This is a genomic window from Burkholderia sp. IMCC1007, assembly GCF_027257875.1.
GTDB lineage: Bacteria > Pseudomonadota > Gammaproteobacteria > Burkholderiales > Burkholderiaceae > Burkholderia.
Window position 1 is genome coordinate 26,880 of sequence record NZ_JAPVQY010000008.1, and the last position, 14,245, is coordinate 41,124.

General features: G+C 68.3%; 13 protein-coding genes. 9 read left to right on the forward strand and 4 right to left on the reverse strand.

Annotated features, from left to right (window positions below; translation table 11 throughout):
* Positions 1 to 404 precede the first annotated feature (404 nt).
* From O1Q03_RS10175 to O1Q03_RS10185, 3 genes are read left to right on the forward strand one after another with little or no spacing between them, the layout of a single operon-like run.
* Positions 405 to 773 (forward strand): response regulator, encoded by a 369-nt coding sequence (locus O1Q03_RS10175; protein ID WP_269503162.1) that lies wholly within the window; start codon positions 405 to 407, stop codon positions 771 to 773.
* Positions 766 to 1,392: a chemotaxis protein CheC gene (locus O1Q03_RS10180; protein WP_269503163.1), complete on the forward strand. Its 627-nt coding sequence runs from the start codon at positions 766 to 768 to the stop codon at positions 1,390 to 1,392. Before O1Q03_RS10175 ends, O1Q03_RS10180 begins: the two co-directional genes overlap by 8 nt.
* A complete protein-coding gene (locus O1Q03_RS10185) occupies positions 1,389 to 2,339 on the forward strand; it encodes a sensor domain-containing diguanylate cyclase (protein WP_269503164.1) in 951 nt (316 codons plus the stop codon). The genes O1Q03_RS10180 and O1Q03_RS10185 overlap by 4 nt, the downstream gene beginning before the upstream one ends.
* Positions 2,340 to 2,385: 46 nt before the next feature.
* Here the strand turns inward: O1Q03_RS10185 and O1Q03_RS10190 are convergent, their stop codons facing one another.
* On the reverse strand, positions 2,386 to 3,270 hold the full coding sequence (locus tag O1Q03_RS10190; RefSeq protein WP_269503166.1) for an alpha/beta fold hydrolase: 885 nt from the start codon (positions 3,268 to 3,270) through the stop codon (positions 2,386 to 2,388).
* Positions 3,271 to 3,473: 203 nt separating this feature from the next.
* Here O1Q03_RS10190 and O1Q03_RS10195 point away from each other — a divergent pair, with 203 nt between their 5' ends.
* The 5 genes from O1Q03_RS10195 (at position 3,474) to O1Q03_RS10215 (ending at position 8,874) form a co-directional block, all read left to right on the forward strand.
* Entirely contained in the window at positions 3,474 to 3,806 is a 333-nt protein-coding gene (locus O1Q03_RS10195) for a hypothetical protein (RefSeq protein ID WP_269503167.1), read from the forward strand.
* A 260-nt stretch (positions 3,807 to 4,066) separates the two neighbouring features.
* A complete protein-coding gene (hpnD, locus tag O1Q03_RS10200) occupies positions 4,067 to 4,915 on the forward strand; it encodes a presqualene diphosphate synthase HpnD (RefSeq protein ID WP_096508799.1) in 849 nt (282 codons plus the stop codon).
* A 4-nt stretch (positions 4,916 to 4,919) separates the two neighbouring features.
* Positions 4,920 to 6,173, forward strand: coding sequence for a hydroxysqualene dehydroxylase HpnE (gene hpnE / locus O1Q03_RS10205; protein ID WP_269503169.1), 1,254 nt, complete (start codon positions 4,920 to 4,922; stop codon positions 6,171 to 6,173).
* Positions 6,174 to 6,188: 15 nt separating this feature from the next.
* Positions 6,189 to 8,162: a squalene--hopene cyclase gene (gene shc / locus O1Q03_RS10210; RefSeq protein WP_269503170.1), complete on the forward strand. Its 1,974-nt coding sequence runs from the start codon at positions 6,189 to 6,191 to the stop codon at positions 8,160 to 8,162.
* Positions 8,163 to 8,166: 4 nt separating this feature from the next.
* Positions 8,167 to 8,874: a phosphorylase gene (locus tag O1Q03_RS10215; protein ID WP_269503171.1), complete on the forward strand. Its 708-nt coding sequence runs from the start codon at positions 8,167 to 8,169 to the stop codon at positions 8,872 to 8,874.
* 104 nt (positions 8,875 to 8,978) lie between these two features.
* Here the strand turns inward: O1Q03_RS10215 and O1Q03_RS10220 are convergent, their stop codons facing one another.
* Both O1Q03_RS10220 and O1Q03_RS10225 read right to left on the reverse strand, forming a co-directional pair.
* Positions 8,979 to 9,959 carry an MlaA family lipoprotein gene (locus O1Q03_RS10220; protein ID WP_269503172.1) on the reverse strand — a complete coding sequence of 327 codons (981 nt, stop codon included), beginning with the start codon at positions 9,957 to 9,959 and terminating at the stop codon, positions 8,979 to 8,981.
* Positions 9,952 to 12,585: an MMPL family transporter gene (locus O1Q03_RS10225; RefSeq protein ID WP_269503173.1), complete on the reverse strand. Its 2,634-nt coding sequence runs from the start codon at positions 12,583 to 12,585 to the stop codon at positions 9,952 to 9,954. The genes O1Q03_RS10220 and O1Q03_RS10225 overlap by 8 nt, the downstream gene beginning before the upstream one ends.
* A 326-nt stretch (positions 12,586 to 12,911) precedes the next feature.
* Between O1Q03_RS10225 and O1Q03_RS10230 the strand changes: the two genes are divergently transcribed.
* On the forward strand, positions 12,912 to 13,508 hold the full coding sequence (locus O1Q03_RS10230) for an MlaC/ttg2D family ABC transporter substrate-binding protein (RefSeq protein ID WP_269503174.1): 597 nt from the start codon (positions 12,912 to 12,914) through the stop codon (positions 13,506 to 13,508).
* A 71-nt stretch (positions 13,509 to 13,579) separates the two neighbouring features.
* Here O1Q03_RS10230 and O1Q03_RS10235 read toward each other — a convergent pair whose 3' ends face one another.
* A complete protein-coding gene (locus O1Q03_RS10235; protein ID WP_269503176.1) occupies positions 13,580 to 14,224 on the reverse strand; it encodes a response regulator in 645 nt (214 codons plus the stop codon).
* Between the last annotated feature and the right edge of the window lie 21 nt (positions 14,225 to 14,245).

The window sequence follows — 14,245 nt, forward strand, 5'->3', positions numbered from 1 at the left end:
TCGCAGCACGCATACTGGACCTGTCGGTTCCTACAGGGTGCAAATGAAAGATTGAAAACGCGACGAATCCGGCAGCGCAAACGTACACAAAGAAAAATTCTGCGTACTTATCTTTAAAACGGGCGTGGCTGTTTTCCGAATGTCGGGCGATCGGATCGATTTTGTCCGAAATGGTGAAAATGGCGAGTTGCACCGGCCCCGATTTACTCAGAGAATCGCGCGTTGCTTTCCCTATGACAGATATATGCGCCCGCCGGCATTTGGCGCGCGGTGCGTCGCGTGTTCGTGCGCGGCGCCCGCGCGCGGCCGCACGGCGGTGCCCGCGCCTGATTGCATCACGGCTCAAGAAAGGCGCCGTGCGGCCGTTAACGCGAGAGAGACCATTCCGTATACCGCTTCGCGCCATGCCTTTGCCGATTGTGATTGCCGACGATTCCTTGCTCGCTCGCAAACTTCTGACAAAGGCGCTGCCGGGAGACTGGGACGTCGACGTCGCGTATGCGGCGAATGGTCGCGAGGCGCTGGCGCTCTATCGTGACGGCAAAGCTTCCGTGATGTTTCTGGACCTGACGATGCCCGACATGACGGGCTATCAGGTTCTGGAGACACTGCGCCACGAGGATCTGAACACGTTCGTGATCGTGGTATCCGCCGATATCCAGCCGCAGGCGCAAGCTCGCGTGCGCGAGCTGGGCGCGATCGCATTCGTTGCCAAGCCCGTGACGTCGGAGGCATTGCTGCCCATTCTCAAGGAGTATGGGTTGTATGCCTGAATCGGTATTCACGGCGGAGCAACGCGACGCGTTGCAGGAAATCGCCAACCTCGCGATGGGCCGCGCCGCGGCGCGCCTCGCGCTGTTGCTCGGGCATTTCATCGAGCTGTCGGTACCGCGCGTGCGCGTCGTGAAGGCCGCCGACGCGGGCGCCGCGCTGCGCGAGATGACCGGCATTCACGACAACGTGACGGCCGTGCGCCAGGGATTTCGTTCCGACATCAAGGGCGAGGCGCTCGTGCTGTGCCGAAGCGCAGGCGTCGCGCGGCTGATGTCGCTGATGGATCGGACGTTCGGCGCCGGCGTGTACGGCGGCATGGCGACCCAGGACGAGCTCGTGTTCGACGTCGCCAACGTGCTGATGAGCGCATGCGTCGCGTCGATCCTCGACGAGCTCGGCCGCAAGCCCGTGTTCTTCCCGCCGGGGCTGCTCGGCGCGAACGTGTCGTTCGACGACGTGTTCCAGCCGAACGCGCTCGCCTGGAATGTCGCGCTGCTGCTCGAAGTGAACTTCGGGCTCGAGGATCGCGCGTTTCGCGCACATTTCGTGATGCTGATGGCCGAGGATTCGATCCGGTTGATGGGCGACGCGCTCGACGCGTTGCTGTCCGCGCTATGACCGCCGCCACCACCACCACCGCTGCGTCGCTGAGCGACCTCGTGATCGAGCGGGTCGGCTTCGGCCTGTTCGTGCTCGATCGCTCGATGACCGTGCTGATGTGGAATCGCTTCATGCAGGACCACAGCGGCATCGCAGCCGACGACGTGATCGGCCGCAACCTGTTCGACCGCTTCCCCGACCTGCCGCGCGCATGGCTCGAACGCAAGCTCGAGAGCGTGTTCCAGCTCGGCAGTTTCGCGTTCAGCTCGTGGGAGCAGCGGCCTTACCTGTTTCGCTTCGAGCACGACCGGCCGATCACGGGCGGCGTCGACTACATGCAGCAGGACTGCACGTTCATGCCGCTCACGCGCGGCCGCGAAGTCGAAGCCGTGTGCGTGACGATCTCGGACGTCACGCACGTGAGCGTGATGCAGCGTGAGCGCGAGGAAGCGGTTGCGAAGCTGCGCGAACACGCGAATCGCGACGGCCTCACCGGCATCGCGAACCGGCGTTTCTTCGAGGCGCGGCTCGGCGACGAGTTCGCGCGCTGGCAGCGCTACGGCGGCGACCTGTCGGTGCTGCTGTTCGATCTCGACCACTTCAAGACGATCAACGACCGGTTCGGGCACGCGGTCGGCGATGCGGTGTTGCGCGAGACGGCGCGCCGCGTCGCGTCGATCGTGCGCTCACAGGACACGTTCGGCCGCTTCGGCGGCGAGGAATTCGCGCTGCTGCTGCCGTGTACCAATCTCGACGACGCGATGCGGGTGGCCGACAAGGTGCGCGATGCGATCGGCAGCACGCCGGTCGATGCGGAAGGCGTCAGCGTGCCGGTGACGGCGAGCGTCGGCGTCGCCTACGCGACGGCGGGCGCGCCCGCGAGCGACGCGCTCGTCAACGAGGCCGACACCGCGCTCTATCGCGCGAAGCGGCTCGGGCGCGACCGGTCGATCGCCTACGCGTGAGCGTCGCGCCGCCGCTTCGTGACGGCGGCGGCGGCGGTCGCGTCGCTCAGCTTTTCGCGATATCGGCCAGCACGCCGGCCAGCACCGCCGGCTGCGACACGAACGGCGAGTGGCTGCTGTCGAGCTGGTGCACGTGGGTCGGGTTGCCGGGCACGAACGCGTCGGCTTCGTCGATGAAGCGCTGCTGCAGCGCGGGCAGGATCACGCGATCCTGCAGGCACTTGATGTAGTGACGGTCGATCGCGCCCCAGCGCGCGGCGGTCGTCGGGATCGCTGTCGCGAACGGTGCGGCCGGTACGTCGCAGGTCATCAGGTTCGCCACCGCTTCGAAGTCGGCCTGCGGCACGTCGTCGTACAGCGCGCGCTTGACCGTCTCGCGATACGCGGCGTCGCCGCTGCGCGGATCGATCCGCAGCGCACCCGCGACGCGCGGGCTCGCGAGCATCAGCGGGCCGAGCATCTCGCCCTTGTTTTCCGGTGCGCGCACGTAGTCGAGGCCCGGCACGCCGGACGCGGGCATGAACGCCGCGAGATAGACGACTTTCGCGATCTTCTCCGGCGCGCGCTCCGCCGCGGCCGTGATCGCGAGGCCGCCCATGCTGTGGCCGACCACGACGACCTTGCCGTGGCCGAGCGCGTAAGCGTCGTCGACGGCCTGCATCACCTGCGACGCGTAGTCGTCGAGCGTCGTGTTCGCGACCGGCGACGGCTCGGCGCCGAACGCGTCCTTGTCGAGCGGCCGTTCGAGATAGGACGCGGGAAAGCGCGCATTGATGCCGTGCGCCGGCAGGTCGCGCGCGATCGACAGATAGCCGCGCGCGGCCAGTGCGGCCGCGACGTGCGCGTAGCACCACGCACCGTGCCACGCGCCGTGCACGAGCACGAAAACGGGATGGCCGGACTGCGGGGTGGCGGTAACGTTCGTCTCCATGGTGTCGGTCTTTTTTGAGAAAGACGTTCATCTTAGACGATGCGGCGCGCGTTCAAGCATCCACGCGGCGACCGATGCCGCGCGCATTCGCACCGGGTGTCGCGATGGGGCCCTTTTGTCTCGTACAGGCCACATCTCGTCCGGATCTGGTTTGATTTTGTATGGAAGCGCGTTAATTTGACGCTTTGTTCACGATTGCGCCCATGAACGTCGACTACCTCTTCTATCGGAAGCCGGACAAGCCGGGCCCCTATTCGCTCGACGACCTGGGCGACATCGCGCCGCCGATCGGGCCGAGCGACGCGGTGCGCGCGGGGATCGCGCGCGTGTTCGAACAGATCGACTGGCACGAGTCGCCCGACGTGCCGGGCGCCTGGTTCGGCACGGGCGGCCCGTCGTTCCAGTTCACGGCGGAGTCCGACGGGCACGTGACCAGCTTCATGGGGTCGCGCCTCGAACGCCGCTCGATGCTGCAGCTGACCCGGGAAATGGGGCTCATCGCGCTCGATCTGCAGCGCGACATCGTCTACGGCTGACGGGCGGCGCGACGCCGTTCGCCGCCGCGCCCCGCCCAGCCGGCCCGGCGCTGGTCCAGGGCGGCGCTCCAGCCGTGGCGCGGGTCCGCCATCGAAGTTCAAAGATTGCTATACTTTCGGCCAATTCCGGCTTCCGGCCGGTAATTTGTGCCTGTCTGCGTCGATCGTTCGCATATCTCGCACGCATTTGACGCCCTGACCAACCCAGCCGGGCATGGCTTCTTCAATCGCCCCGCGTGGGGGTCTCCGTGGAGCTCGTCTTGGCCGTTTCCAATCTCGTCGTGGACGAACAAGAAACCGACGCCGCTGCCGTCACATCGGGCAGTTCTTTCTATTTGGCAATGCGCATCCTGCCGGCCGTGCAGCGTGACGCAATGTTCCAGGTCTACGCGTTCTGCCGCGCGGTCGACGACATCGCCGACAGCGACCTGCCGCGCGCCGAGCGCAACGCGGGCCTCGATCGCTGGCGCGCGGACATCGACGCATGCTTCGCCGGCCGGCCGCCGCGTCATCTGGTGGCGCTCGAGCGCGAGATCCGCGCGTTCAACCTGCAGCGCGACGACTTCCACGCGATGATCGACGGGATGGCGATGGACGCCGCCGAAGACATCTGCGCGCCCGACGAGCCGACCCTCGACCTGTTCTGCGATCGCGTCGCGAGCGCGGCCGGCCGTCTGTCGGTGAGGATTTTCGGGATCCCGGAAGCGGAAGGGATCACGCTGTCGCACCACCTCGGCCGCGCGCTGCAACTGACCAACATCCTGCGCGACATCGACGACGACGCTGCAATCAACCGCTGCTACCTGCCGCGCGAACTGCTCGCGCGCGAAGGCATCGCGATCACCGATCCGGCGACGATCGTGCGCGATCCGGCGCTGCCGCGCGTGTGCGCGACGCTCGTCGAGCGCGCCATCGAGCACTTCCGCCAGGCCGACGCGGTGATGGACACCTGCACGCGCGCACAGGTGAAGGCGCCGCGCATCATGTCGGGCGCGTATCGCTGCATTCTCGACGCCGCGATCGCGCGCGGCTTCGCCGCTCCGCGCGCGCCGCTGCGCAAGCCGAAGGCGCGCATGCTGATGATCGCCGCGCGCTACGCGCTGTTCTGAGCCGATGCCCAGAACCGTCCACGTGATCGGTGCAGGACTCGCGGGCCTGTCGGCCGCCGTCGAGCTGCAACGCCGCGGGCGGCGCATCGTGCTGCACGACGCGCATGCGCACGCGGGCGGCCGCTGCCGCTCGTGGTTCGACGGGACGCTGAACACGACGCTCGACAGCGGGCTGCATCAGGTTTTCGCGGGGCAACCCGCGATGCAGCGCTACCTGCGCGCGATCGGCGCGGCCGATCAGCTCGCGGGGCCCGCGCTGTCTGAATTCGCGATGGTCGACGTCGCGTCGCAGCAGCGCTGGACGCTGCGCTTCGGCAACGGACGCTGGCCGTCCTGGCTGTTCGACGCGGCATCGCGCGTGCCGGGTACGACACCGCTCGATTACCTCGCGCTCGCGCCGCTCGCGTTCGCGCGCATGGGCCGCTCGCTCGCACAGACGATGCGATGCGACGGCGTGCTGTGGGAACGTTGGCTGAGGCCGTTTTTTCTCGGTGCGCTGAACGTCGAGCCGCGCCACGCGAGCGCCGAGCTCGCGCGCGCGGCGCTGTGCGGCGCGTTCGCCGCGGGCGGCCCCGGCTGCCGTCCGCTCGTCGCGCGTCACGGGCTGGGCAGCGCGTTCGTCGAACCGGCGCTGCGGATGCTGCAGCATGGCGGCGCGCAGATCCGCTTGAACTCGCGGCTCGACGCGCTCGAGTTCGGCGCGCACGGCAATGCGCTCGACGCGGTGGCGATCGGCGGCGAGCGCATCGATCTCGCGCCGGGCGACGCGGTCGTGCTGGCCGTGCCGCCCGAGGTCGCGCAGCCGCTCGTACCGGATCTGACCGCGCCCGACACGTTCGGCGCGGTCGTGACCGCCTATTTCGCGGTCGACGCGCCGGCCGGCAGCCCGTTGCAGACGAGCGTCGTCAACGGCGTGGTCGACGCGATGCGTACCGGCGGCGGCCCGCTCGCGGCGACGATCCGGGACGCGAGCCGCTGGCTCGAGATGCCGCGCGACGAACTCGCGCGGCGCATCTGGGAAGACGTCGCGCGCGTGAGCGGCGCGAACGCGGACACCCTGCCCGCGTGGCAGCTCGTGGTCGAGCCGCGCGCGGGTTTTGCGGCGGTGCCGTCGCAGGAAATGAAACGTCCGGCCGTGCGAACGCGCTGGACCAATCTCGTGCTGGCAGGCGACTGGATTGCCACCGGCCTGCCCGCCACGATCGAGGGCGCGATCCGTTCCGGCCAGCTGGCCGCGGACGTGCTCCAGACACAGTAAGCAACAGAGGGACCGATGAACGATCTCACCGAAATGGCTACCCTGTCCGCCGGCACCACGCCGGCCGGGCTCGACGCGGCCGTCGCCAGCGCAACCGACGCGCTGCTGGCCGCACAGAAACCGGACGGACACTGGGTCTACGAACTCGAGGCCGATTCGACGATTCCGGCCGAATACGTGCTGCTCGTCCACTATCTCGGCGAGACGCCGAACCTCGAGCTCGAACAGAAGATCGGCAAGTATCTGCGCCGCATCCAGCAGGCCGACGGCGGCTGGCCGCTGTTCACCGACGGCGCGCCGAACATCAGCGCGAGCGTGAAGGCGTATTTCGCGCTGAAGGTGATCGGCGACGACGAAAACGCCGAGCACATGCAGCGCGCGCGCCGTGCGATCCATGCGATGGGCGGCGCCGAGATGTCGAACGTGTTCACGCGCATCCAGCTCGCGCTGTACGGTGCGATTCCGTGGCGCGCGGTGCCGATGATGCCGGTCGAGATCATGCTGCTGCCGCAGTGGTTCCCGTTCCACCTGTCGAAGGTGTCGTACTGGGCGCGCACGGTGATCGTGCCGCTGCTGGTGCTGAACGCGAAGCGCCCGCTCGCGAAGAATCCGCGCGGCGTGCGTATCGACGAGCTGTTCATCGACCCGCCCGTCAACGCCGGGCTGCTGCCGCGCCAGGGCCACCAGAGCCCCGGCTGGTTCGCGTTCTTCCGCGTGGTCGACCATGCGCTGCGCGCGGTCGACGGGCTGTTCCCCAGCTACACGCGCGAGCGTGCGATCCGCCAGGCCGTGTCGTTCGTCGACGAGCGCCTGAACGGCGAGGACGGCCTCGGCGCGATCTATCCGGCGATGGCCAACGCGGTGATGATGTACGACGTGCTCGGCTATGCGGAAGATCATCCGAATCGCGCGATCGCGCGCAAGTCGGTCGAGAAGCTGCTCGTCGTGCACGAGGACGAAGCGTATTGCCAGCCGTGCCTGTCGCCGGTGTGGGACACGTCGCTCGCCGCGCATGCGCTGCTCGAAACCGGGGACGCGCGCGCCGAGGATGCGGTGATGCGCGGCCTCGACTGGCTGCGCCCGCTGCAGATCCTCGACGTGCGCGGCGACTGGATCTCGCGCCGGCCGCACGTGCGGCCGGGCGGCTGGGCATTCCAGTACGCGAACGCGCACTATCCGGACGTCGACGACACGGCCGTGGTCGTGATGGCGATGGACCGCGCGCAGAAGCTCCGGCACACCGACACGTATCGCGACTCGATGGCGCGCGCGCGCGAATGGGTCGTCGGCATGCAGAGCAGCGACGGCGGCTGGGGCGCGTTCGAACCGGAAAACACGCAGTACTACCTGAACAACATCCCGTTCTCCGATCACGGTGCACTGCTCGATCCGCCGACGGCCGACGTGTCGGGCCGCTGCCTGTCGATGCTGTCGCAGCTCGGCGAGACGCCGCTGAACAGCGAGCCGGCCCGCCGCGCGCTCGACTACATGCTGAAGGAACAGGAGCCGGACGGCAGCTGGTACGGCCGCTGGGGGATGAACTACGTGTACGGCACGTGGACGGCCCTGTGCTCGCTGAACGCGGCCGGCCTGACGCCGGACGATCCGCGCATGAAGCGCGGCGCGCAGTGGCTGCTGTCGATCCAGAACAAGGACGGCGGCTGGGGCGAGGACGGCGACAGTTACAAGCTGAACTACCGCGGTTACGAGCAGGCGCCGAGCACGGCGTCGCAGACGGCCTGGGCGCTGCTCGGCCTGATGGCGGCCGGCGAGGTGAACAACCCGGCCGTGGCGCGCGGCGTCGACTACCTGATCGCCCAGCAGAACGACGAAGGTCTGTGGGACGAAACGCGCTTCACGGCGACGGGCTTCCCGCGCGTGTTCTACCTGCGCTATCACGGCTATCGCAAGTTCTTCCCGCTGTGGGCGCTCGCACGCTATCGCAACCTGAAGCGCGCGAACGCGACGCGCGTGACGGTCGGGATCTGACGGCGTGGCAGCGACGCAGCTCAACGGCACGTTGCCCGTCATCGCCGTCACGGGGATGGCGTTCGAGGCGCGCATCGCGCGCGGCCATGGCGTCGACGCGGTGTTCGCCGCGCGGGCCGACCGGCTCGAGCGCGCGCTGGCCGAAGCGACGGCACGCGGTTGCGCGGGTATCGTCAGCTTCGGCACGGCGGGCGGGCTCGCGCCCGATCTGGCGCCCGGCGCGCTCGTGATCGCGGATGCGGTCGACGGGCCGTTCGGCCGCGTGCAGACGGACACCGGCTGGAGCGCGCGGCTCGTCGCGGCGCTGCACGACACGCCGGTGTGGGCGCGCGTCACGCGCGGCACGATGGCGGCCGTCGGCGCGCCGGTGATCAGCGAGCAGGACAAGACGTCGCTGCACCATGCGAAGGGTGCGCTCGCGGTCGACATGGAATCGCACATCGCGGCCGCGTTCGCCGCGGCGCGCGGCGTGCCGTTCGCGGTGTGCCGCGCGATCGTCGATCCGGCGTGGCGCACGCTGCCGCGCGCGGCGACGGCCGGCCTGCGCGACGACGGCACCACGGCCATCCTGCCGATCCTGCGCGAACTGCTGAAGCAGCCGTCGCAGCTCGGCGCGCTGCTGCAGGTCGCGAGCGACGCGCGTGCGGCACGCACGACGCTGATCCAGGCGCGGCACGCGTTCGAGCGTGCGGGCGCATTGCGGATCGTCTGAGCGGCGTTCGCCGCTTCTCCCCTTCCCCGTTCTTTTCGGATACGCAAAACAAGAGCGCTGCATGATGCAGCGCTCGTGGTCCTGCTCGTGCGTGCCGTGCCGCGTTACTGCACGGCAGGACTGCTCGCGGGCAGCGTCGGCATTGCCGGCGCGATCGGCGCGCCGTTGGAGGCAGGCGCCGTCGTCGCCCCGACCGGTGCGGCCGCAGACGCCGCGGCGGGTGCGGCAGGTGCGCTCGCGGGCGCTGCGCTGTCCGCGCCCGGATCGTCGTACTGCGGCAAGCCCGGCGCGGCACCCGATGCGCCCGGATCCTCGTAGTTCGGCAGCCCCGGCACGGCCGGCGCGGCCGCCGGCACCGCGCCCGATTCGCCGGGCTCGGTGTAGTTCGGCGCCGCGGCCGATGCCGACTGGCCGTGATACGTCAGCGACTTGCGCTGCTGCAGGTACGCATCGCGGACGAACGAATACGGATCGAGCGCCGCCTGCTTCAGCAGGTCGGTCGCGCCGAGCAGGTCCGAACGCGCGCTGATGAACTGCGCGATATACATCGGGTTGCGCACGGCCGGCTCGATGTAGTTCAGCAGGTTGAAGCGCACGTCCACCGCGCGGCCGACGCCGTCGCGGACGGTGCTCGGCCCGAACACGGGCAGCACGACGTACGGGCCGGACGGCATGCCCCAGCGCGCCATCGTCAGCCCGAAATCCTGGTGATGCTTCGGCAGCCCGGCAGGCGTCGCGATGTCGATCAGGCCGGCGACGCCGAACACCGAGTTCATCGCCACGCGCATCAGATCCTGCGTCGCATCGGTAATGCGCAACTGCAACAGGTTGTTCGCCATGTTGCCGAGATCGCCGAGGTTCGAGAAGAAGTTGCTGATCGCGGTGCGCACCGGTGTCGGCGTGACCTTCTGGTAACCCCTCGCGATCGGCTGCGCGATGTTCGTGTCGACCGTGTCGTTGAACTTGTACATCGCCCGGTTCATCGGCTCGAGCGGGTCGTTGGGGTTGCGGTTCGGGCCCGTCGCGCAGCCGCTCAGCACTGCGCTGGCAGCGATGGTCGCCGCAATGATTCGCACCTTATTCATTGTTTCCTTGCAATTGGTTCTTGGCGCGTTTGACGCGCGGTTTGCCCATCAGGACGGGCTGAAACACCACGGCGCCGATCAGGGTGCAGGTCAGTGCGAGCGCAAGCAGCTTGCCCATGCTCGACGTACCCGGATGATGCGACAGCCACAGGCTGCCGAAGGCGGTTGCCGTCGTCGCGGCGCTGAACAGCACCGCGTGCGTGAGGCTCGAATGCAGCAGGCCCGTCTGGCCCGCGCGCCACGCCATCACGAAATACACCTTGAACGCGACGCCGACGCCGAGCATCAGCGGCAGCGCGATGATGTTCGCGAAGTTGAGCGACATGCCGAGCACGACGCACATCTCGAGCGTCACGAGGCCCGACACGAGCAGCGGTATCAGCGTGCGCAGCACGTCGCCGAAACGGCGCAGCGTGACCCACAGCAGGATCGTGATCGAAATGATCGACCACAGTGCCGCATGCAGGAACGCGTTGATGATCGTGTTGGCCGAATGCAGGATCGAGATCGGGCCGCCAGTCGCGCCCGGCTCCGCCGCCTTCACCGCTTCCGCGAAGCGACGCAGCATCGTGTCGTCGTTCGGGTCGACGCCCTTCGGCACCTTCGGCGAGATCTGCACGAGCGCGTGGCCGTCCGGCGCGACCCAGTCGCGCACGAGCTGCGGCGGCAGCGATGCGCGCGTGACGTCCTGCGGTTGCAGCAGCGTCGCGAGCTGGTTCAGCGCGATGCGCAGCGTGTCGGAGAACGCGCGCTCGGCACGGTCGCGCGTCGCGCTGTCGGCGGCCGCGAGCTTCGCGAGCGATGCCGACAGGTGTTGCGCGGCGGCGGCGCCCGGGCCCGGGTGATCTTCCGCCGCGTAGCTCAGCAGATCCGACGTGCGCTTGAGCGCGGCGACGCGCTGTGCGTCCGTTGCGGGTGGCGCGGCCGGCTGCGTGAGCGCGGGCAGCAGGTCGCTCGCGGCGGCGGCGATCGCGGCGCGCTTGGCCGGCTGGTCGGGCGGGATGAAGGTCGACAGCGTCGTCGTGCGGCCGACTTCCGGCAGCGCATCGAGACGCTTCGCGGCGGCGTCGGCATCGGTGAGCGACGGCGCGAGCAGCGTGACGTCGTTGACGGCCGCTTCGGGCGAATCCTTCAGCGCGAGCAGCGTCGCCATCGATTCGCTGTGCGGATCTTTCAGGTGCAACGGATTGAAGTCGAAATGCAGGAACATGAGCAGCGGCAGTGCGCCGATCACGACCGCGAGCGTGCCGATCAGGATCGGCTTGCGATGGCGATCGAGGAAATCGTCGACGGGGGCGAGCCACGGGAAGCCCGGCGTCTTCGATTCGCCCGGCGGCGCGAACAGGCGCAGCAGCGCGGGCAGCAGCGTGAGCGTCGTCAGCAGTGCGACCAACATCCCGACGCCCGCGATCAGCCCGAGCTCCGACACGCCGCGATAGGCCGTGGGGATGAACGAGAAGAAGCTCGCCGCGACCGCCGCGGTGGCGAGTGCGAGCGGCATGCCCATCGAGTGCGCGGCGCCGATCAGCGCGTGATCGATGCGTTGGTCGCGGAAGCGTTCCTCGCGGTATTTCACGCCGTACTGGATCGAGAAATCGACGCCGAGGCCGACGAACAGCACCATGAACGCGACCGAGATCATGTTCAGCGAGCCGACCATCGCGAGGCCGAGCGCGGCAGTCACGACGAGGCCGACGAACAGCGTGACGAGCACCGAGCCGATCATCCGTTTCGAGCGCAGCGCGAGCCACAGGATGCCGAGCACGACGAGCAGCGTGAGCACGCCGTTGAGCGCCGCGCCGTCTTCCACCGACGCGAATTCGTCGTCGGCGAGCGGCTGCTCGCCAGTCAGGCGCACCACCGCGCCGTAGCGTTGCTCGAGGCCGAGCGATTTCGCGGTGTCGCGGATCACCTCGGTCGTTTCGGCGCCCGCCTTCAGCGCGCCGTAGTTGACCACCGGCTGCACGGTGACGAATGCGTACGCCGGTTGCCGCGCGGCGTCGCTGTCGACCAGCGCGCGCCACGAGAACGCGGCCGGCTTGCCCGCCAGCACGTCGTCGACCGTGGCCGCGCTGCGTGCGAGCAGCTTGGCCATCGCCGGCAGCTTCACCTGGCCGGTCAACAGCGGCTGGCCAAGCGTGGTGGACAGCGTGGTCGCGAGGCCGGTCAGGCTCGGGTTCTTCGCGAGTTCGTTGACGAGCGGACGCGCGCTCGCGAGCTGCGCCGTCGTGTCCGAGACTTCCTGCTGCGACAGGAACAGCAGCCCGTTGTGCTCGAAGAACGGGCCGCCGCCCGGTTCGGCGACCTGGCCGATGCGCCCGGCGTCGGCCTGCTTCTGCAGTGCATCGGTGAGTGCGTGCGCGGCGGCCGTCGCGAACTCGGGCGCGGGCGCCTCAACCACCGCGAGGATCGTGCCGTTGCGCTGCGGGAACGCCTTGTCGACGGCGTGGCTGAGCGCGGCCCATTGCGGCTCGGCATCGACGAGCTTGCTGATGTCGGTATTGATCTTGAAGTGCTGCGCGACATAGACGCCGCTGCACGCGGCGATGATGAACGACAGCACGACGACCCAGACGGGCCGACGTACCGACCATGCAACGAGTCGAACGATGAGAGAGGTCACCATGTGCGGTGCGGTGGGGCTGGGAAGGACAAAGGAACGAGTATACCGGCGCAACGTGACGGCGGTCGCGACGTTGCGGCTTTATGGGGCGGGAAGGATATTTGCTCCAGCGCTCAGGAATCGGTGCGGACGGGCCGGTGATTCGTATGAGGATATTTTCACGATCGGCCGGGATCGCGCTGCGGCGGGCACTGTGACAAAAGGGGCTCAAAGGTAACAGTCGATCACTGCCCCGCAGGCCGGCGTCGGGGCCGCTATACTTCGACCCACCGGCCGATGCAATCGACGCGATCTGCCGGCCGTTTTTTTCTCATCGAGTGCGATATCGTATGAAACGTCATCTGTTTGCTTTTGTCGCGGCGGCCGCCGTGTCGGTCTCCGCTTTCGCGCAGAGCGCGCCGGTCGACGTCGTGCGCAATGCGGTCGAAGGTACCGTCAGCGCGATGAAGGCCGATCCGTCCGCGCGCGGCGGCGATATGGCGAAGGTCACGCAAGTCGTCGAGCAGCGCTTCCTGCCGGCGACCAATTTCGAGCGCACGACCCGCATCGCCGTGGGCGATGCATGGAAACAGGCGACGCCGCAACAGCAGCAGGAGCTGTACAAGCAGTTCAAGCTGCTGATGACCCGCACCTATGCCGCGTCGCTCGCGCAGCTCGGCAACCAGGATGCGAAGTTCTCGTTCAAGGCGGGCGGTGCGTCCGGTGCCGATGCGCTGGTGCAGTCGACGGTGACCACGCCGGGCGACAGCCAGTCGGTCGGCTACCGGCTCGGCAAGGTCGGCAACGACTGGAAGATTTATGACATCGACATGTCGGGTGCGTGGCTGATCCAGGTCTACCAGGGCCAGTTCAAGGGCCAGCTCGCGTCGGGCGGGATCGACGGGCTTATTACGTATCTGCAGAAGCACAATTCGCGGACGAATTGAGGTCCGTTTTTCCGTATGCATGAAGGGCGCCCGCGGGGCGCCTTTTTCGTCGGCGCGCCCCGAACGCCGCCCTACCGCCGCCGATGCTCGACCGCGAACTTGATCAGTTCCGCCTGCCCTTCGATGTCGAGCTTGCGCTTCAGGTTGAGCCGGTGCGTCTCGACCGTGCGCACCGACAGCCCCGTCTGCTGCGCGATCTGCTTGCTCGACAATCCCTCGGCCAACGCGTCGAGGATGTCGCGTTCGCGCGGCGTCAGCCGGTCCAGCGGCGACGCGGCCGCGCTCGCGTGGATCATCCGCACCGCGAGCCCTTCGCTGAAGAACGTCTGCCCGGCCAGCACCGCGCCGATCGCGCGCACGATCTCGCTCGCGGGCGAATCCTTCAGCAGGTAACCGCTCGCGCCGGCGCGCACGGCCTGCGTCACGTACTCGATGTTGTCGTGCATCGACAGCATCAGCACGCGAATCCCCGGAAAGCGTTCGTGGAACACGCCGGCGAGCGTGATGCCGTTCATGCCGTTCATCCCGACGTCCATCAGTGCGAGATCGGGCTCGAGTGACGCGGCGAGCGCGAGCGCTTCGTCGGCATTGCCGGCCTCGCCGACCACGGACAGATCGGCCGCTTCGAGCCGCATCCGCAAGCCGTCGCGCACCAGCGGGTGATCGTCGACGAGCAGCAGGCGGGCGGCGGGCCGGGCGGTATCGGGGGCGCTCATAGGCAAAGTCTCCGGTTATGG